The sequence below is a fragment of the Vibrio sp. IB15 genome (assembly GCF_016406055.1).
Classification (GTDB): domain Bacteria; phylum Pseudomonadota; class Gammaproteobacteria; order Enterobacterales; family Vibrionaceae; genus Vibrio; species Vibrio chagasii.
This window is the reverse complement of the sequence record NZ_JAEFCE010000011.1, coordinates 28,533-46,908: the sequence shown is the minus strand read 5'-3', so window position 1 is coordinate 46,908 and position 18,376 is coordinate 28,533. Positions and strand designations below refer to the sequence as shown.

Annotated in this window: 19 protein-coding genes; 7 read left to right on the top strand and 12 right to left on the bottom strand. The window is 46.2% G+C overall.

Annotated elements, in window-relative coordinates; translation table 11 throughout:
* Positions 1–5: 5 nt before the first annotated feature.
* The 6 genes from tatB to rmuC form a co-directional block, all read right to left on the bottom strand.
* Entirely contained in the window at positions 6–413 is a 408-nt protein-coding gene (tatB, locus tag JC606_RS05980) for a Sec-independent protein translocase protein TatB (RefSeq protein ID WP_198778218.1), read from the bottom strand.
* Positions 414–416: 3 nt separating this feature from the next.
* Entirely contained in the window at positions 417–659 is a 243-nt protein-coding gene (gene tatA / locus JC606_RS05975) for a Sec-independent protein translocase subunit TatA (RefSeq protein WP_008218506.1), read from the bottom strand.
* Between the two features lie 53 nt (positions 660–712).
* Positions 713–2,347: a ubiquinone biosynthesis regulatory protein kinase UbiB gene (gene ubiB, locus JC606_RS05970; protein ID WP_137406375.1), complete on the bottom strand. Its 1,635-nt coding sequence runs from the start codon at positions 2,345–2,347 to the stop codon at positions 713–715.
* A complete protein-coding gene (locus JC606_RS05965; RefSeq protein ID WP_004740977.1) occupies positions 2,344–2,949 on the bottom strand; it encodes a ubiquinone biosynthesis accessory factor UbiJ in 606 nt (201 codons plus the stop codon). Before JC606_RS05965 ends, ubiB begins: the two co-directional genes overlap by 4 nt.
* 102 nt (positions 2,950–3,051) lie before the next feature.
* Entirely contained in the window at positions 3,052–3,831 is a 780-nt protein-coding gene (gene ubiE / locus JC606_RS05960; protein WP_032554326.1) for a bifunctional demethylmenaquinone methyltransferase/2-methoxy-6-polyprenyl-1,4-benzoquinol methylase UbiE, read from the bottom strand.
* Between the two features lie 65 nt (positions 3,832–3,896).
* Entirely contained in the window at positions 3,897–5,429 is a 1,533-nt protein-coding gene (gene rmuC / locus JC606_RS05955) for a DNA recombination protein RmuC (protein ID WP_137406377.1), read from the bottom strand.
* 138 nt (positions 5,430–5,567) lie between these two features.
* Here rmuC and JC606_RS05950 point away from each other — a divergent pair, with 138 nt between their 5' ends.
* The 5 genes from JC606_RS05950 to JC606_RS05930 all read left to right on the top strand — a co-directional run bounded on the left by JC606_RS05950 (position 5,568) and on the right by JC606_RS05930 (position 9,505).
* Complete coding sequence (locus tag JC606_RS05950) at positions 5,568–6,449, top strand: DMT family transporter (protein WP_137406378.1); 882 nt, start codon at positions 5,568–5,570, stop codon at positions 6,447–6,449.
* A gap of 258 nt (positions 6,450–6,707) precedes the next feature.
* The gene (locus tag JC606_RS05945) at positions 6,708–7,505 is read left to right on the top strand and encodes a substrate-binding domain-containing protein (protein WP_198778217.1); all 798 of its coding nucleotides are present in this window, start codon (positions 6,708–6,710) and stop codon (positions 7,503–7,505) included.
* Positions 7,506–7,519: 14 nt separating this feature from the next.
* The gene (locus JC606_RS05940) at positions 7,520–8,227 is read left to right on the top strand and encodes a hypothetical protein (RefSeq protein ID WP_198778216.1); all 708 of its coding nucleotides are present in this window, start codon (positions 7,520–7,522) and stop codon (positions 8,225–8,227) included.
* 10 nt (positions 8,228–8,237) lie between these two features.
* Positions 8,238–8,759 carry an RNA polymerase sigma factor gene (locus JC606_RS05935; RefSeq protein ID WP_198778215.1) on the top strand — a complete coding sequence of 174 codons (522 nt, stop codon included), beginning with the start codon at positions 8,238–8,240 and terminating at the stop codon, positions 8,757–8,759.
* Positions 8,744–9,505: a hypothetical protein gene (locus JC606_RS05930; RefSeq protein ID WP_198778214.1), complete on the top strand. Its 762-nt coding sequence runs from the start codon at positions 8,744–8,746 to the stop codon at positions 9,503–9,505. The genes JC606_RS05935 and JC606_RS05930 overlap by 16 nt, the downstream gene beginning before the upstream one ends.
* A 90-nt stretch (positions 9,506–9,595) precedes the next feature.
* Here the strand turns inward: JC606_RS05930 and JC606_RS05925 are convergent, their stop codons facing one another.
* The 3 genes from JC606_RS05925 to ftnA all read right to left on the bottom strand — a co-directional run bounded on the left by JC606_RS05925 (position 9,596) and on the right by ftnA (position 11,937).
* Positions 9,596–10,789, bottom strand: a complete 1,194-nt coding sequence (locus tag JC606_RS05925; RefSeq protein WP_198778213.1) for an NAD(P)/FAD-dependent oxidoreductase — start codon at positions 10,787–10,789, stop codon at positions 9,596–9,598.
* A 228-nt stretch (positions 10,790–11,017) separates the two neighbouring features.
* A complete protein-coding gene (gene uspB, locus JC606_RS05920; RefSeq protein ID WP_198778212.1) occupies positions 11,018–11,341 on the bottom strand; it encodes a universal stress protein UspB in 324 nt (107 codons plus the stop codon).
* Between the two features lie 68 nt (positions 11,342–11,409).
* Positions 11,410–11,937 carry a non-heme ferritin gene (gene ftnA / locus JC606_RS05915; RefSeq protein ID WP_004740959.1) on the bottom strand — a complete coding sequence of 176 codons (528 nt, stop codon included), beginning with the start codon at positions 11,935–11,937 and terminating at the stop codon, positions 11,410–11,412.
* 189 nt (positions 11,938–12,126) lie between these two features.
* On the opposite strand from ftnA, the gene uspA reads away from it, so the two are divergent.
* Positions 12,127–12,561 carry a universal stress protein UspA gene (uspA, locus tag JC606_RS05910; RefSeq protein WP_004740958.1) on the top strand — a complete coding sequence of 145 codons (435 nt, stop codon included), beginning with the start codon at positions 12,127–12,129 and terminating at the stop codon, positions 12,559–12,561.
* Positions 12,562–12,613: 52 nt separating this feature from the next.
* Positions 12,614–13,492 carry a carboxylate/amino acid/amine transporter gene (locus tag JC606_RS05905; protein ID WP_102425213.1) on the top strand — a complete coding sequence of 293 codons (879 nt, stop codon included), beginning with the start codon at positions 12,614–12,616 and terminating at the stop codon, positions 13,490–13,492.
* Between the two features lie 117 nt (positions 13,493–13,609).
* Here the strand turns inward: JC606_RS05905 and JC606_RS05900 are convergent, their stop codons facing one another.
* The 3 genes from JC606_RS05900 to JC606_RS05890 form a co-directional block, all read right to left on the bottom strand.
* Positions 13,610–14,176: a hypothetical protein gene (locus JC606_RS05900; RefSeq protein WP_198778211.1), complete on the bottom strand. Its 567-nt coding sequence runs from the start codon at positions 14,174–14,176 to the stop codon at positions 13,610–13,612.
* A 121-nt stretch (positions 14,177–14,297) separates the two neighbouring features.
* Positions 14,298–15,077, bottom strand: a complete 780-nt coding sequence (locus JC606_RS05895; protein ID WP_198778210.1) for a class I SAM-dependent methyltransferase — start codon at positions 15,075–15,077, stop codon at positions 14,298–14,300.
* 139 nt (positions 15,078–15,216) lie between these two features.
* On the bottom strand, positions 15,217–18,339 hold the full coding sequence (locus JC606_RS05890) for an EAL domain-containing protein (protein WP_198778237.1): 3,123 nt from the start codon (positions 18,337–18,339) through the stop codon (positions 15,217–15,219).
* Positions 18,340–18,376 lie beyond the last annotated feature (37 nt).

Below are 18,376 nucleotides of genomic sequence, written 5' to 3'. Positions count from 1 at the left end.
CGAGACTATTCGGCTTTCTTATCTGACGGTGCTGAAGCTTCACTGTTCACCTGAATGGTTTCAGATTCCCCAGTTTCCGTGACACTAGGTTTAGTCTCACTTGGCTTATCAGACTCAGGCTTAGCGTATGGACGTTGAACTTCAGCAGCGGCCTGCTTAAGTTCATCGACTGACGCTTTAAGGTCTGGAGATAAATCTTCCATACCCATTTGTTCCGCCTTGCGTAGGTTTTCTTGTAGCTCTTGCACCTTAAGCTCGTGAGAAAGTTCATCTTTCACACTGTTTGCCATACTTTTCGCCGCACCCACAAACTTGGATACACTGCGAATTGCCACAGGCAAACGCTCAGGCCCTAGAACCACTAACCCAACGACAGATATTAATACCAGTTCCCAAAAACCGATATCAAACACGATTTACGCCTGCTCTTTGTCTTTCTTTGTTTCAGCAGTCGCTTCTGTCTTCTGCTGTTCAATATTCTTTGGTTCGAAGTCTGCGTCTTTCTTATCTGCAGGCTTTTCATCATCGCTCATTGCTTTCTTGAAGCCTTTAACCGCTGAACCTAAGTCACCACCCATACCGCGCAGTTTCTTCGTTCCGAATAGCAAAATTACAATTACAGCAATGATTAGAAGTTGCCAAATACTGATACCACCCATTGTCATTGTCCTCGGGTCTGTCTACACAAAAAGATATAAAGAGAGTCTACTGTCTAACGACGGTAAGCTCGCCAACTAAGCAGCCAAAATGTGACACCTGCGATGCCACAGCCCATAGATAGCTGCTCATAAGGGCTTGAAACTAATATTGCGGAGCATACGACTAAAGTGGCTCCAACGCCAAACAAAAACTTTCCAGTTGCTTGCTGACGCTTACTCTCTCGGTAACCTTGATAAAGCTGATCCATTCTATGGTTCATCGCTTTACCTTGGCGCAAGCTGTCATAAAGTAACTCTGGCAGCTCTGGCAGTTTTTCTGCCCAGAATGGCGCGCGCTCTTTGACTGCGTTAATCACAGCTTGCGGCCCCACCTGATTCATCATCCAAGTTTCAAGGAAAGGCTTTGCGGTTTCCCACAAATCGAGTTGTGGATACAACTGACGACCTAACCCTTCAACATACAACAAGGTCTTTTCTAGCAGTACCAACTGAGGCTGAACCTCCATGTTGAAACGCCTTGCTGTATTAAATAAGTTTAGCAACACATGACCAAATGAGATCTCACCGAGTGGCTTGGCAAAAATCGGCTCACACACCATGCGGATCGCGAACTCGAAGTCATTAACGTTGGTATCATGAGGTACCCAGCCCGAATCAACGTGCAGCTCTGCAACTTTACGATAATCTCGGTTGAAGAAAGCCAGCAGGTTTTCCGCTAAATAACGTTTATCTTCGCTGCTTAACGTGCCGACAATGCCACAATCGAGACCAATCCATTGAGGATTATCTGGGTTATCTGGGTTAACGAATACGTTGCCCGGGTGCATGTCTGCATGGAAAAAACTGTCTCGGAATACCTGGGTGAAGAATACCGTCACACCACGTTCCGACAGCAATTTCATATTGGTGCCGTTGGCTTTCAAAGTCTCGACATCCGACACTTGAATACCATAAATACGCTCTGACACCATCAAGGTTTCGCTGCTTAAATCAGGAATCACCTCAGGAACGTATAACTCTTCACTGCCTTCAAAATTACGACGCAGTTGAATGGCATTTGCAGCCTCTCGGCGTAGGTCCAATTCATCAATTAAGGTTTTTTCGTACTCATGAACCACCTCAACCGGTCTTAAACGACGTGCTTCAGGAAGTGACTTAGCGACTATACTCGCCATTCGATGCATCAGTTTTAGATCTGCATCAATCACCGGGCGAATATCTGGTCGAATTACCTTCAGAACCACCTCTCGGCCGTTCTCTTTTAACTTCGCAGTATGCACCTGAGCGATGGACGCTGAAGCAAGTGGTTCAATATCAAAGTCGGTAAACCAGTTATCTAAACTGCCACCCAGAGCCTTCTCCATATCTTGCTTAGCCGATTCACCATCAAACGGCGCCACTTGGTCTTGTAAAAGTGCCAACTGATCAGCGATATGAGGGGGGAACAGATCACGACGTGTCGACATCATCTGTCCAAACTTAATCCACACTGGCCCTAGCTCTTGCAAAGCCAAGCGTAGACGATGCCCTAACTCTTTATCTTTGTGCTTGTTCTTAATCCAAAACAGTGACTTTCTCGCCAACAAAGGCGCTTTGGTCAATTGGTGCTCTGGCATCAGTTCATCAAGGCCATATTCCAACTGTACCTTGATAATATGATAAAGACGTTTCAGTTCTGTTGGGGTCATGCTTTCTCCAACAGAGCGTTCAACTTAGCTTCAAGGCGTGCAGCTGAGCTTTTTACGTCATCAACCTGATCGCAAAAATGTGCCACCTCTAATGGCGCAGGAGCAATTTTCCACTCTTCAGTCAGAACCTGAGCGAAGTGATTCTGATGTTTTGTTGCCTGCTTTGCCACAAGGCCACCAACGTTCTTAACGCCTTGCACCAAGGTATGAGCTACCACATCACCTGTCACGCGAGACAACCACTCTTCCAAGTCGGGTTTGCAGTCTGTCATCAGCTGAGAAAACTTCTGTGCCAACTGAATATCACCTTCCAAAATCAGCTTATCTTGCTTGATAAGCTTAGTAATATTCGATTGTTCACGGAGTTCTGGCAATACAGATAGATTCAAAGATAAGTAGCAATCAGGTTGCCCTTCGTATTCTGACAACACATCAATTTGTTGGCTAAAAACGAACGTAAGTGTTTTATTCAACTCTTTCAAATTGACTTGAATGATCTGCCCTTTTAAACGAGACAAACGACGAACCAGTGCTGGATCGTCGTTTACTAGCGTATTCAAAGAGGTTTCAATAACCGCGGTTACCAATGGATCAAATGGCATGACTGTCCTTACCTTTGAAAACGGATAAGCCTTAACCTATCCGTTCTATCTTTATTCTTATTTTCTATCTAACACGCTCAAAGCGCTTGCTACCAAGTTCAACTAGAACTTGTAACCTCGGTGCAGCGCTACAATGCCGCCCGTTAGGTTGTAGTATTTCGTATTCTCAAAGCCCGCTTCTTGCATCATGCCTTCCAACGTTTCTTGGTCTGGGTGCATGCGGATAGATTCAGCAAGGTAACGGTAGCTGTCTGCATCGTTAGCAATCAACTCACCCATTTTTGGCAATAGGTGGAATGAGTACGCATCATATACTTTTGAAAGTGGCTCAAGTACTGGCTTAGAAAATTCTAGAACCAATAGGCGACCACCCGGCTTAAGCACACGGTACATAGAGCGCAGTGCTTTGTCTTTATCGGTTACGTTACGCAGACAGAAACTGATAGTAATGCAATCGAAGTAGTTGTCTGGGAAAGGCAACTCTTCAGCATTCGCTTGTACGTAATGTACGTTGCCAACAATACCGCTATCACGCAGTTTATCGCGGCCAACATTCAGCATTGAATTGTTGATATCAGCAAGAACTACGTGGCCTTTTTCACCAACGATGCGCGAGAATTTCGCCGTCAGGTCACCAGTACCACCACCAAGGTCTAGAATACGCTGACCAGGGCGAACGCCACTGCAATCAATCGTGAATCGTTTCCACAAACGGTGAACACCACCCGACATTAAGTCATTCATGATGTCGTATTTAGCGGCTACAGAGTGAAATACCTCTGCTACTTTCGCGACTTTTTCGTCTTTCGCGACTGTTTCGAAACCAAAGTGTGTGGTTTCTGACTCTACTGCTGAATTTGTCTGCACGCTTGTGTCCATAATGCTGTTATCTACCATGGTAAGTTCTCATCGACAGCACACTCTGTGTTTAGAGGCGCTGCGGCCGATTAGTTTACTTTATCCTCAGCGGGTTGTCTTTCTACTAAGGAGGCATTTTCTGAAAAAGCCTCATTTTGCGCCATTTCTGCCAAGCCAATAGAGATAGGTTTCTTCACCTCAACGCCCAATTGCTTGAAACTTTCAGCCTGACGAATCACGTTACCGCGACCTGTTGCTAGCTTGTTCATGGCGCCTTGATAGCTTTGATTGGCTCTATCTAGCGAGCTACCAAGACCTTCCATGTCATCGACAAACAGGCGCAGTTTGTCGTAAAGCTTGCTTGCGCGCTCGGCAATCACCTGCGCGTTCTGGTTCTGTCTTTCATTGCGCCACAAGTTATCAATGGTGCGCAGTGCCACCAGCAAAGTAGTAGGGCTGACTAAGATGATGTTTTGCTCCATCGCGTCTTTCACCAAGCTAGGGTCAGCTTGAATCGCCACTTGGAATGCAGGTTCAACTGGGATAAACATCAATACGTAATCCAAACTTTGGATGCCTTTAAGCTGGTGATAATCCTTCTGGCTCAGACCTTTGATGTGCGCTCTCAGTGAGACCAAGTGATCACGCAATGCGACATCACGCTGCTGATCAGTTTCAGCATTGAAGTAGCGCTCAAACGCGACCAATGCCATTTTAGAATCCACCACCACTTGCTTATCTTGTGGCAAATGGACTATCACATCGGGCTGATAGCGCTTACCTGCATCATTCTGTAGGTTCACTTGCGTTTGGTACTCGTGCCCTTCTCGCAGGCCTGACTCCGCAAGCACACGAGCCAGCACCACTTCCCCCCAGTTACCTTGCTGTTTGTTGTCACCCTTGAGCGCCTGAGTCAGGTTAACCGCTTCGCGAGTCATACTTTCATTAAGGCGCTGCAGGTTTTTCAATTCATGTACTAAGGTATGACGCTCTTTGGCTTCTTGGCTAAAGCTATCGTTAACCTGCTTCTTAAAGCCTTCTAGTTGCTCTCTCAGCGGTGAGAGTAACCCTTCTAAACTCTGCTTGTTTTGTTGATCGACCTTAGCAGTTTTGGTTTCAAACAGCTGATTGGCAAGATGCTCGAACTGCTGCTTTAGGCGTGATTCAGCCTGCTCTAAGAGCTGCAGCTTTTCACTGTTAGCAAGGTTCTCTTGATCGTGCCTTGCTTCTTGCTCACGGAGTTCAGCCTCCAACTCCGACTTATGGTCTTTCAGTACGTTAATCTCATCGGCATACTGCTGTCGTTCTTGTTTGACCGCTTCGAAGTAGCGAAGCTTTTCCATCGCCGCCATCACCTTACCGTGTGCTTGTTTAAGCTCAAATGCGGCTTTGTCTCGCTCGTCATCCATTTCATCGAGCTCTTGCTGTGCCTCTGCCAAGGAGGATTTGAGCTGTGACTGCTGAGATTCATGCAACAAACGATCAGACTCAAGTTGCTGCTCGAGCAATCGCTGCTGAAAAGAGAGTTTCTGTTTAACCCACCAACCCACGACGCCGCCACTGACGAGTGCGCCAGAAATTGCAGCAATAAGCGTTGCCTGATGTTCGATAATCCATTGCATGATAATGATTTAGCCTAATTGGAAATAACTCATTAAATGGTATTTTGATACTGGATAAATGTCCAGTTTGCCGTATTAAAATTCGACAGATAGACTAAGCGCTCCGTGTTCAGTCCCACCCAATTAGAATGAGTTACCATGAATGAACGTCGTGCCTTGGGCTTTGGCCTTTCCGCAGTGCTGCTGTGGTCAACGGTCGCTACTGCTTTTAAGCTGACCCTTGCTGAGTTTTCACCTATTCAAATGCTGACCATTGCCAGCATTGTGTCGTCGACTGCGCTAATCGCGGTCTGCGCCTTTCAAGGTAAGCTTTCTCAGCTAAGCACAACATTCCTATCAAACCCTTGGTACTACCTACTGCTTGGTTTGGTTAACCCGCTGGCCTACTACCTGATTCTCTTCAAAGCATACGACCTGCTGCCAGCTTCTCAAGCTCAGGCCATCAACTACAGCTGGGCTATCACGCTAACGCTGATGGCAGCGGTTTTTCTGGGACAAAGGGTTCGCAAGCAAGATTGGGTGGCTTGTACCTTCAGTTATGCGGGTGTGGTTGTAATTGCTACCAAAGGCGATGTACTAGGTATGCAGTTCGATAGCCCACTTGGTGTTGCGCTAGCACTGCTTTCAACCCTACTGTGGGCGGGCTACTGGATCCTTAACACCAAAAACAAGGCTGATCCTGTGGTTGGTGTACTACTTGGATTCTTAGTGGCGTTACCCTTCGCGATTGGTTTAACCATTTTCGAGGGCGAAAGCTTTAGCCAAATCACGGCGAAAGGTTGGATGGCGGTGACTTACGTTGGCTTGTTTGAGATGGGAATTACCTTTGTGTTGTGGCTATCGGCATTGAAGTTAACCAACAACACGGCACGCATCAGCAACCTGATTTTCGCCTCACCTTTTATCTCTTTGATGCTACTTTCCACCATTATCGGCGAAGAAATTCACCCATCAACCCTGTTTGGTTTAGTGCTGATTATTGCTGGTTTGGTGATTCAACAAATCAAAGTAAGTAAATAGATCAGGCTCATTATAAAACATCGCTTGCTAACCTCTTCTCTTGGTAAACATTGTTAGGTGCCTACCCTCTCAAGGCTGGCACCTAAAATCGCAAACTATCCACTTCTTTGCCCCTCAACTACACCCTCTATCTCATTGAGAAAAAATAAAATCACGACCTAAATAACAAGGCTGAACAAAAAAATTTACCTTTACTGCATCCAATCGGTGAGCTCTTGCGTCTCTTGTAAGCATTTTGAGTTTAGATTAGGAGAAAAGATGCAACTTAAACTAACTACTGTAGGCCTAAGCATACTGCTTGCGAACACTTCAGCACTCGCTTCACCCCAACTTGATTCAGACATCACCCATCAACCTCAAGATGGAGAAATCAATATCTATGGCCCAGGAGGCCCCGACACCGCGCTTCGTCATGCCGCAGAAGCTTTCAGTAAAAAAAGTAAGGTGACGGTAAACGTGATCGCTGGGCCTGAATCAAAGTGGACGAAAGACGCACAGCAAAATGCTGACCTAATCTTTGGATCCTCGGAACAATCCATGAGTGCTTTTGTTGAAACCTACCCCTTTATTACCGATCAAGATGTAGAGCCAGTGTACTTGCGCCGTGCAGTGATTGCGGTCCCAAAGGGGAACCCAAAAAATATCAATGGGATTAAAGATCTACTCGAAAAACCAGCACGAATAGTCGTGACTGAAGGTCTAGGGGTTTACAACACTTCCGGTACAGGCGTTTGGGAAGACGTAGCAGGACGCATAGGCTCACTGGCTGACGTACAGAACTTTCGCAAAAAAATCATTGCTTACGCTAAAGGCAGCGGAGCAAGTTTCAAAGCTTTTCAACAACAAAAGGCTGATGCGTGGATCACTTGGATTCACTGGCCGCTCAACCATGCCGATAAAGTCGACTATGTAGAAATTGAGCCAGAAAGACGCATCTACCGAGATCTCACCCTAGCAAAGGCAAAAGGTGCAGATCCACAAACTCAAGCTTTCATTGATTTCGTTAACAGCAGTGAGGGAGAAACCTTTTTCACTCGCGAAGGTTGGACTCGTTAATAAGGAAAACGACTGTGAAAAAACTATTATTTTCGGCATTACTGATCACCCCAACTAGTTTTGCTGCGCCAACAACAACTACGTCAGTTGGAGAGGTGTACACTGATGCCTCAGGCAAGTCACTTTATACCTTTAGCAAAGATCCAGTTGGGAAATCTGTATGTACTGACCAATGTGAAAAGTTATGGCCGCCCGTTCTCGAAACCGCACAATCCAGCGAGCACTTCGACATGCTGGCAGACTTCAGCCAAATCACAAGAGAAGACGGCAACAAACAATGGGCTTTGAACGGAAAACCACTTTATCGCTGGCATCAGGACTCCCAGAAAGGAGATATCACAGGTGCAGGCATCAAAGGCGTTTGGCCGCTAGCCCGTGCGGATGATGTCACCATCAGACTATTCAATGATGGTAAGCAACGTTATCTAGTCGATAGCCACAATCAGACCCTTTATACCTTTGATAAAGATAAGCCAAACCAATCCGTTTGCTACGATGATTGCGCTTCTAAGTGGCCACCTGCTCTTGTGAATACAGAGATAACTCAAAAGGGGATAGAAAATCTAAAGCTGACGGGAGGATTTGGTGTGACTCAGCGCAACGACGACTCATATCAATGGACATACCACAACAAACCGCTTTATCGTTGGATTAAAGACCAAAAGCCCGGCGACACTAGCGGGAATGGCGTAAAACAAGTCTGGCACATTGTAGAACAATAATGAGGAAAGCGTGAACACCGATAAACATAAGATAGGTTTACTGCTTTCCCAAGTAGCGCTTCGAGACCAAGCTGCGTTCGAAGCGCTATACCAGTTGACCAGCACCCGGCTTTTTAACGTTATCCTCGGCGTCGTAAAAGACGAACACGTTGCAGCGGATATACTTCAAGAGGGATTCGTAAAGCTCTGGCACAACAACCAGCAATATCCAGTAAATCACCCTTGGGCTTGGTTATGCCAAAGTATGAGAAACCTCGCTATAGATGAAATTAGAAAGCGGAACAATCGAGGGGAAGAACAACTGGTAAAGCCCCCCGAAGAGATCGCTCTCGAAGTAACATCTGACTCAGGAGCCAACTTATCATACTGCCTAAACTCGCTCGCTGAAGAAAAAAGGAATGCGATTATCTTGGCCTATCAGCACGGGATGAGCCATCAAGAGATCGTCCACCATGTGAGCACTCCACTTGGCACAGTGAAATCGTGGATTCGCCGAGGTTTACAGGAGCTAAAACGATGCCTAACCCATTAAAAAACGCACGTTATCAAAATCAAGAGCTAAGAGATAAACTTGCCGGCGAATACGTTCTGGGAACATTAACGCCACTCGTACGAAAAAGATTGGAAACCCTCATGCGATCAGACCCCATTTGGTGGGAACACATCGACCTTTGGCATCAGCATTTGTCTAGCTTAACCCCAGCAATCGACATGGCACATTCTGAAGGCAACTTGAAACCTCCGTCACGCCAAGTATGGAAAAACATCGCATCCCAAACAATCAAACCACCGAAGCAGACTCAAACTATTCGTTGGTGGTGGATCCCTATTAGCATGGCTTTTTCTCTGCTCATAGGGTTGTCGCTACAACCTTTTGTATCACCAACCTCGCAACCAACAGAAATCGCGCAGGTGCGCCCTATTAGTTACTTGGCCATGATGTCTTCTGAGAGCCAAAAAGACCATTTTGCTTTGGTCGCCTACCAAGGAGAAAAGCCCGGGCAATCAAGTATCCGCATGCAGAGAAACCGTGCGATGGCGAAAGTACCTATGGATAGAGCAATGGTATGGATGAGGGACGGAAATACTGGTGAGCTCAAACTCATTGATAGCCTGGAAAATGTAAATAACATCCGTTATATGTCGCCAACTGAGTGGCAAACACTTAAAAACAGTTCTGAACTGCTAGTGACCGCTAATCGCGATCCAAACAGTGAGATTTTATATCGAGGGCGTTGTGTAGAACTAAGCAACCCACCAACAAGCAAAGCATCATAAGCCCTTAGCTTTCGGCAACGTCTAGTACGGTATTGAACAGCAGCGATGGTCGTCATTATGAGTCCATCGCTATTGCGTATAAATTGTTAGCTACACCCACTGTCCAGCAGTAAAGCCTGAGCTCCAACACCATTGGAAGTTGTAACCACCAAGCCAGCCCGTTACGTCCATCACCTCACCAACGAAGAACAAGCCTTTGATGTTCTTACATTCCATGGTTTTTGAAGACAGGTGATCGGTATCCACGCCGCCAAGAGTAACCTCCGCCGTACGGTAACCTTCAGTGCCATTTGGTGCGATTTTCCAGTTTTCTAGATGCTCAACAATGCCATTAAGCTGCTTTTCGGTGAACTGCTTAAGCGGTTTGTCTTCAAGCTCTTTACGGTCAATCAACACTTCAACAAAACGCTTTGGTAGTGCTTTTGCTAGTGTGTTCTTTAAGCTCTGGTTTGGATGCTTCTCGCGAGAGTTAGCCAATAACTCAGCCACATCGACTTCAGGTACTAGGTTAATTGAAACCGATTGACCCGCTTCCCAGAACGAAGAGATTTGCAGTACAGAAGGGCCAGATAGACCGCGGTGCGTAAACAGCAGCGCTTCTTTAAATAAGGTCCCATCTTGCGCTGTAATCTCAGCAGGAATCGCAATACCAGAAAGCTCGGCGAAGTCTTCTTTGTCTTCTTTATGCAGCGTAAACGGCACTAAGCCTGCTGTGGTCGGCATGACGGACAAACCAAATTGCTCCGCAATCTTGTAGCCAAATGGCGTTGAGCCCAGCTTAGGCATCGATAAACCACCAGTCGCTACCACCAGTGAATCACATTCAACTTGGTCGGTATTTAGGTGCATCTTGAAGCCAGAGTCGGTCTTTTCGATAGAGTGAACGTCGCAGCGGTAGCGTTGCTCAACTTTCGCTTGCTGACACTCTTCAAGCAGCATGCTAACAATATCTTTTGCTGTATGGTCATTCACACAAAATAGCTGACCATGATCGCGCTCTTCGAATTCAATGCCGTACTTGCTCACCATAGAGATGAAATCCCAGTTAGTGTATTGAGACAAAGCTGACTTTACGAAGTGAGGGTTTTTACACAGGAAGTTATTCGCAGACACATCGTAGTTGGTGAAATTACAACGACCACCACCTGAGATTAAAATTTTTCTGCCTGGCTTTTTAGCATGATCAACCACCAGCACTCGTCGGCCACGTTTACCAGCTTCCGCGGCACACATTAAGCCTGCGGCGCCCGCACCAATCACGATTACATCAAATTTTTCACTCATTGCGGTTCTGCTTTCTTCATTTTGCATCTTGAGGACGCCCTGTTCTCAAAATGCCATCAATAAAAAAGGATGTGCATTAACAGCACATCCTTACTAATTGCCCGCTATTCTAGCGGCAATTTTAAACTTTGCAATTGGTGTTCGACCGTACAAACTTCATACACTAACTAGCGTATATCAAAGTCCAACGTGAAAATAACCGACGCTCTAATCACACACGTTGGTTGCCTAGACGATGAAGGCGGCCACTAACGTCACACCAAGCAGAGCCGAAGAAAGTATGAATAGCTCCCTCACTCGATCACATTTAGAGGTAAATACCTCGTCGTGGTGATGGTGGTACTCTTTGCTTTTGATGTAACTAAACAAGCGAACTTGTTTGGTCATATTGCCATGAGTTGTGAAGAACCCACCTCCATCTACTTGTTGATAAAGTAGAGGATGTGCTTCTCGCATAATATAAATAAGCGTTCGTAGCGCCGTAAAGTAGCGCGCCCAGTTCACACAAGTCACAACCATTAGTGCAAATAGAATAGTGTCGCCGCTGATCATCCTTTCCTCCCTACATCTTCAAAGGAAAACTCAAAAGAAAAAGATAATCAGAGTCTTTTTCTTACAGCCTAGGCTGCAGGAGCATCCATGATTGAAGATGAACCATCTTTTGCCAATTGCGCTAGGTCTTTATCAATAAAGAACAGTGCTTTACCGTCTTCACCAACAAGTTCTAGCTTATCCAATACACCTTTAAACAACTTCTCTTCTTCGTGTTGCTCTGCAACGTACCATTGCAGGAAGTTAAAGGTTGAGTAGTCTTGTGTGCTGAAAGCAACGTGAGCCAGCTTATTGATCTTTTCAGTAATCATCTGCTCGTGTTCGTAGGTTTCACGGAATACTGCGCCAAGGCTTTCAAATTCATGTTTTGGTGCTTCAATCGCACCCAGAATTGGCATTGCACCTGTTTCACTTACGTAAGTAAAAAGACGCTGCATGTGTTCCATTTCTTCTACCGCATGAGCACGCAGAAACTCTGCTGCACCTTCAAATCCTTTGTCTTCACACCAAGCACTCATTTGTAAGTATAGATTGGATGAGAAAAATTCTAGATTAATTTGCTCGTTCAGTTGCTCAACCATAGTTTGTGACAGCATTTAAGACTCCTAAGTACATCCTCAATTTTCTCTACTATATCACTATTTTATTAATTTCTCGCTGACCATTAGTTAGCCGATATTTCGAACCTTCATTACGCAAGACGATGGATATGAGATCACTTCAGCAAAAAAAGGCATCGTATAGTGCTAATCTTTAATCAGACAATGAATAAAGGAGGTAGCGATATGAGTTACAAACATATTTTGGTCGCGGTCGATTTATCAGATGACAGCAAATTAATTGTGGATAAAGCGGTAGCATTGGCAAAGCCATTAGAAGCCAAAGTCTCTTTTATCCATATCGATATTAACTATGCCGAGCTCTATACCGGGCTGATTGACATCAACATGGCAGAAACCCAACACAACGCGATGGAAGCGTCTCGTATTCAGCTACAAAACTTTGCTGAACATGCTCAATACCCGATCACTCACACGCTTGTGGGTAGCGGCGATTTGAGCCATGAGTTGTGCGATACCATCACCGAATACAACGTTGATTTAGTGGTGTGTGGTCACCATCAGGACTTTTGGAGCAAACTGCTCTCTTCTACACGACAACTGATCAACGCCACTCCGGTTGATATGCTGGTCGTGCCTCTAAGAGATTCAGAAGACTAATGATTTAAGGTTAGGTAACATACAGCTCATCTCTTAATAACGAAGTTTTACTATGAGCTATTTAGCTGGTGTTACCCTCCTATGGGCCTTCTCTTTTAGCCTGATTGGCGTCTACCTTGCTGGTCAGGTTGATTCTTGGTTCTCTGTTTTGATGCGTGTTGCGCTAGCAGGTATCGTCTTTCTTCCTTTCCTGAAGTTCCGTGGCATCCCTGGTAAGTTGATCGCTAAATTGATGGCGATTGGTGGTATTCAGCTTGGCCTGATGTACTGCTTCTACTATCAATCTTTTTTGCTGTTATCCGTACCGGAAGTGCTGCTATTTACCGTCTTTACTCCAATCTATGTCACTCTGATTTATGACTTCCTCAAAGGACAATTTTCACCTTGGTACTTAGTCACGGCTGCGATTGCGGTATTGGGCGCAGTATTCATTAAGTTCGCTGGAATTAACGACAACTTTTTGGTTGGCTTCCTTGTCGTGCAAGGTGCAAACCTCTGCTTTGCGATTGGTCAGGTGGGCTACAAAGTGGTGATGGAGAAGGAGTCGACAGAGCTTCCTCAACATACGGTATTTGGTTATTTCTACCTAGGCGCTCTGTGCGTGGCTTCGGTTGCGTTCATGCTTCTAGGCAACCCTGAAAAACTACCAACCACTTCACTGCAATGGGGAATCCTAATCTACCTTGGCTTAATTGCTTCTGGGTTGGGTTACTTTATGTGGAACAAAGGCGCATGCATGGTAAACGCAGGTGCACTTGCCGTAATGAATAACGTGTTGGTGCCTGCTGGTTTGGTGGTGAACATCCTGATCTGGAACCGAGACGTTGATTTGGTACGACTATCGATTGGCGGCGGGGTTATCTTGCTTTCTCTCATCGTGAATGAGACGTGGGTGAAAAAGCGTGTGGCGAGATCCGCGGCGAACGCCTAACAAATTTTTATGCGCCAGCGCGGCCAAGTTCTCTTCGGAGACAAAAAGCAAAAGAGCGACCTAAGGTCGCTCTTTTTAGATCTGGCTAACGTGTTGAATAATGTTCAACAGTTGGTGTTAGTGAATATGATTCACAACCACAGCCTGGTTTTCAGTGAAAGCTACATCATCAAGTCGTAAGTTGATGCGTTCCAATTCACTTTCCAGTTTCTGGCTTTTCTTAAACAGCTTTTGCTGCTTCTTAATCATCTTCGCCAGCTTCTTATTGTATTTCTCTTGTTTCTTAGCCGCTTTCTTCGCTCGCTTCAGTTCTGATTTCTCATCACCACTCGCGTTAGCGATGCGTTTTTTCAGTTTGGCTTTTTTCGGTGACGCTTGTTTGTCTGCGTCTCCAAGAGCAACGGCTGGGTCAAACATCTGTAATGATGAGTCAGGCATCTCTGCCAAGGTGACTTCAGGCTTTGGTAGCGTTTCGGCTAACAGACCACAAGCCGCCTTCTCTTCAGCTGGCTTATTCTGACAACCGAGCGGTGGAATTGCTGTTGGTTTACATAGGTTCGCTTCGTCCGCCGATGAACGTGCACAAGAGCGGCACACAAACTTAGGTTCAGTAACCAAGCTGTGGATCTCGCCTAGGTGTTCGGTAATGTCTCGACGGTTTAACTTACAAAAGCGTTTAGCCATGCTACAACTCCAGCTAAGAATAATAATGATTCTTAGTTAGATATACATCCGTAACTCGACTATCGCAAGTGTTAAATGGCAATTTATCGTATTTATGACGGGAAATTTTCTTAGCGCATCGCTAAGTCATTGATGCTTTCACATACACGTCAAAACGGTTCTTTTTGGTTTCGATCGCCATACTCGGTTTTTGCTCATCTAACCAAGCCGCATAATCGGGTCTTTTGACCACAACTCGCTTTGATGCGAGCTTCATTGCAGGCGCCAATAGAGCATCGGCATCTAAGTCTGCACCGACCAAAGATTGGAATACGCGCATCTCTTTTTTAACCAGAGCCGATTTCTTTTTGTTCTCTGGGTGTGGGTACATTGGATCTAGATACACCACATCCGGTTGCTCAAAGTGAGGGGCGTCGCTAAGCTTATCCAGCGCATCATGACTTGAAGCATGAATCAACTTCATACGCTCGCTAACCCAGCCACCGATATCAGGGTCTTGCTGTGCACGCTGTAATCCATCATCAAGCAGCGCTGCAACAACAGGGTGACGCTCGACCATCTGGACCTTGCAACCTAGGGAAGCCAGTACAAATGCATCGCGCCCTAGGCCAGCCGTACCATCAAGAATGGTTGGCGTAGCGCCTTTATTTAAACCTGCCGCCTTGGCGATAGCTTGGCCTTTGCCACCACCAAACTTACGTCGATGACCAACCGCGCCGCCAACTAGATCAACGAAGATAGCGCCTAGTTTGGGCTCGTCTACTTTGCGCAGCTCAAGTCGCTCGCTAGTCAGCACCAAAGCAAATTCGCTGTTTTCATCGTGAGATAAATTCCAACGGGTCGCTAAGTCATTCAGATGATCGATTTGGGTAGCATCTTCGCAAATCAGTTGTAGTTGCAAGGTCGTCTCCAACAGACAGTAGTATTCAAAACAAAAGAGGCAACCAGTTTACCTGATTGCCTCAACAATACATATTAGCGGTGCAAACTATTAGCACCGAAAGTCACGAGATTAAAACAAGGCTGTACACAAGGCCTAGTTAGTTTGCGTTTTCTAACGCTCGTTCTTGCTGAAGTTCATCAACCAGCTCAGCAAGTGGCTTAGGTCGACCAATGATATAACCCTGTGCGTAGTTCACACCGAGTTCAATCAACTTGTCGATGATCTGGGTGTTTTCAACGAACTCGGCCACTGTGTGCTTACCCATCTGCTTGGCTAGATCATTGATAGAGCGAACCATCACATGGTCCATCTCATTGACATCAATATCACGCACGAACAGGCCATCGATCTTAACGATGTCGACTGGCAGCTTCTTCAAGTAACCAAACGACGATAAACCAGAACCGAAGTCATCGAGCGCAATCATACAACCAAGGTCTTTGATTCGAGTGAAGAACTTGATCGCCTGTTTCATGTTGCTCATCGCTGCTGTTTCGGTGATCTCTAAGCAGATTTTATGACACGGAATCGACGAGTTACTCAAGCTTTCAATCAAGAACTCAACAAACTCTCGATTGCCCATCGAGTGACCAGAAAGGTTGATAGAACACATCCCTAAGTCATCAATCAGATGTGGGCGTTGCTCTAACCAACTCAATGTCTGACCGATCACTTGGCGGTCAATTAAATGCGCGATGTTGTAGCGCTCAGAGGCAGGCATGAAGATACCCGGAGAGATGTATTCCCCATCCACATTCTTAATGCGCACCAAGATCTCGAAGTGCATTTTATCGCTGTCTTCATCTAAGCCAAGAATACGCTGCGCAAACAGCTCCAGGCGATCATTGGCTAGGGCTTCATGCACTAGGTTAACGCATTCCATCTCTAGATGACGTCGACGTAAGTCTTCATCATCTTGATGGTAAAGGTGATAGCGGTTACGTCCTTCCTCTTTAGCAGCATGACACGCCGCGTCTGCCTGAGCATGCACCATTTGTGGCGTTGCGGCAGTATGGTCGATCAATCGAATACCGATAGAGCAGGTTAAGTTAAGTCGGATGTCATCCCACAAGAATGGATTATCGCCCATCATCGAGATGATACTGCGACACACATTCACCGCGTCTCTCTCAGTACAGTCTTTGATGAGTACCGCAAACTCGTCTCCACCCATACGCGCCAATACCGCATTGTATGGCAGTACCTCTTCCAATAACTGCGCGCTAAACAAGATCGCAGCATCGCCCGCTTCATGCCCTGCGGTATCGTTCAGTACTTTCAGCTGGTCTAGGTCTAAGAACAGCATTGCGTGGGTGCGCATGTGGCTCTCAACCTCTTTGAGTGCCTTCTGTAACTCTTGCTCAAAGTGGTTGCGGTTAAAGGTATCAGTCAGCAGATCATAGCGTGCCTGATACTCCAACTTTTCTGAAAGCTCATGTGTCTCGGTGATGTCCTCACCCACAATCAACAACTGATCAGACTCCACCAGCGGACGGATATTTTCTCGAATCCAGATCGTGCTGCCATCAGCATGACGATATTCAATATCACGACGCCATACACCACGAATCTTGTGCTGTGGCTGCAACAAGATATGACGTGGAATCATCGCGTTTTCATCGACATAGAACTCTCTAGGACGGTGACCTAACAGTTCATCCAGTGGGTAGCCAAGCAGCTCTTCGGCAAACTGGTTCACTTGTTGGATGCGGTTATTGCCATCCAAGGTAATCATCATCACCGGTTGTTTGTCGTAATAGAGCTTTAGGTTCGCTTCACGCTGGAACAGCTTGTTCTCAGCCAACTTACGTGAAGTCACATCGCGCGCTTCAAACAAGAACTGAATATCGCCTTCTTCGCTGCCCGGCATCGGCTTCAGTGAGATATCCAATACCATGGCACCGCGATCTCGGCACCAAACCTCCGCTTCAAAGCGTAAAGATGGGTGATCATCTCGCTCAACAAAATACTCTTTCAACACCTCACTGGCAGAGTCTTCCCAGTGCTGATGTTCTTGCAAAGGTGTTCCTAGCTTATAGCCCTGATTGTAGAGCAGCTCATGCAGCTTGCTATTACTCGACAGCAACACACCGCCTTTATCGATAATGCCCATAAACTGAAGGCTCTGGTCGAATATCGACTCCAACAGTCGTTGGCTTTGACGGCTTGCTCGTTCGCTCTTCTTGAGACGATTGAGGTAATACACCAAGGTGGCGATCACGCATGACATACCAAGGAACATTAAACCTATGGTGCGAATTTGATCGCGATAGCGCATCAGAAAAGGCTTAGGCTTGTTAAGGAACGTTACTGCAGCTTCGTTCTCTGCACCCAAATCCCAACGCGATATTTGTTGATAGTCGAGTTTAATCTCCGGAGCACCAGCGACCACAGGAGGCAACGGTTCATTAGGGTTCGCCAACACCTGCAACAAAACACGACCAGTGTTACGCCCTTGAGTTTCACCGCTTTGAATCACACCGCCAATGGCCCCAAAACCTAGGCCTAAGTCGTGCACCATATACAGTGGCATTTGCGTTTTAATGTTCAGCTGACGCCAGTCTTCATCACTACTCACATCACCTTTAGCGTCTCGGTAATACGCCCAAAACAGCAAGCTTTTCCCTAAGTCTGCACGCTGCGAAAAAGTCGTCAGTTCTTGGTATGAGTCTGGAACATAGTGTTCAATTAAATCTGCAAAGTTAGGATTTTTTTCAATGAATAGATCTATTTGCGCGCGAATGGCCTCACCAGTCACCGAGTGATCGGTCACCATGTAGACCTTTTTCACGGTCGCCTGGAGACGCTTAATCAGTTCGATGTTGCCAACCAGATCGATGTCTTCAGTGATGCCCGTGGCGTTCAAACCTTCGATCATTTTTGGAGAGAAGTGGTTGATGCCACCAAAGATAACCGGGGTTCCATCGAGATCCGACGCTAGGCGCTTCATCAGATTAAGAGCGTTGTTATCACTCACCACAACCGCTGCAAACTCTTCGTGCATTAATTTGGTGTGATAAAGCTGGTAAACGCGCTCGAGGTATTCAGGGTTTTGAGTGCGTTTGCTGTCGAGATAAACGACGCGGTAAGACAACCCGTCGCGATCGAGTTCTTCGGACAACCCTTTATGGAAATCATCAGTCCAAAAGAAGCCTTGATGGTAGGAGTGGATCACCAATACATCTTTTGTCTGCGCCGAAGCCAATACGCTCCAACACATCGCAATAAATAACACCCAAAATCGCACTGAATTCACC

Bases quoted from the DNA above. Each gene is read 5' to 3' on its own strand.
- tatA (WP_008218506.1), bottom strand. From the start codon at position 659: ATGGGTGGTATCAGTATTTGGCAACTTCTAATCATTGCTGTAATTGTA.
- ubiB (WP_137406375.1), bottom strand. From the start codon at position 2,347: ATGACCCCAACAGAACTGAAACGTCTTTATCATATTATCAAGGTACAG.
- JC606_RS05965 (WP_004740977.1), bottom strand. From the start codon at position 2,949: ATGCCATTTGATCCATTGGTAACCGCGGTTATTGAAACCTCTTTGAAT.
- rmuC (WP_137406377.1), bottom strand. From the start codon at position 5,429: ATGCAATGGATTATCGAACATCAGGCAACGCTTATTGCTGCAATTTCT.
- JC606_RS05950 (WP_137406378.1), top strand. From the start codon at position 5,568: ATGAATGAACGTCGTGCCTTGGGCTTTGGCCTTTCCGCAGTGCTGCTG.
- JC606_RS05945 (WP_198778217.1), top strand. From the start codon at position 6,708: ATGCAACTTAAACTAACTACTGTAGGCCTAAGCATACTGCTTGCGAAC.
- JC606_RS05930 (WP_198778214.1), top strand. From the start codon at position 8,744: ATGCCTAACCCATTAAAAAACGCACGTTATCAAAATCAAGAGCTAAGA.
- JC606_RS05925 (WP_198778213.1), bottom strand. From the start codon at position 10,789: ATGAGTGAAAAATTTGATGTAATCGTGATTGGTGCGGGCGCCGCAGGC.
- uspB (WP_198778212.1), bottom strand. From the start codon at position 11,341: ATGATCAGCGGCGACACTATTCTATTTGCACTAATGGTTGTGACTTGT.
- ftnA (WP_004740959.1), bottom strand. From the start codon at position 11,937: ATGCTGTCACAAACTATGGTTGAGCAACTGAACGAGCAAATTAATCTA.
- uspA (WP_004740958.1), top strand. From the start codon at position 12,127: ATGAGTTACAAACATATTTTGGTCGCGGTCGATTTATCAGATGACAGC.
- JC606_RS05905 (WP_102425213.1), top strand. From the start codon at position 12,614: ATGAGCTATTTAGCTGGTGTTACCCTCCTATGGGCCTTCTCTTTTAGC.
- JC606_RS05900 (WP_198778211.1), bottom strand. From the start codon at position 14,176: ATGGCTAAACGCTTTTGTAAGTTAAACCGTCGAGACATTACCGAACAC.
- JC606_RS05890 (WP_198778237.1), bottom strand. From the start codon at position 18,339: ATGTGTTGGAGCGTATTGGCTTCGGCGCAGACAAAAGATGTATTGGTG.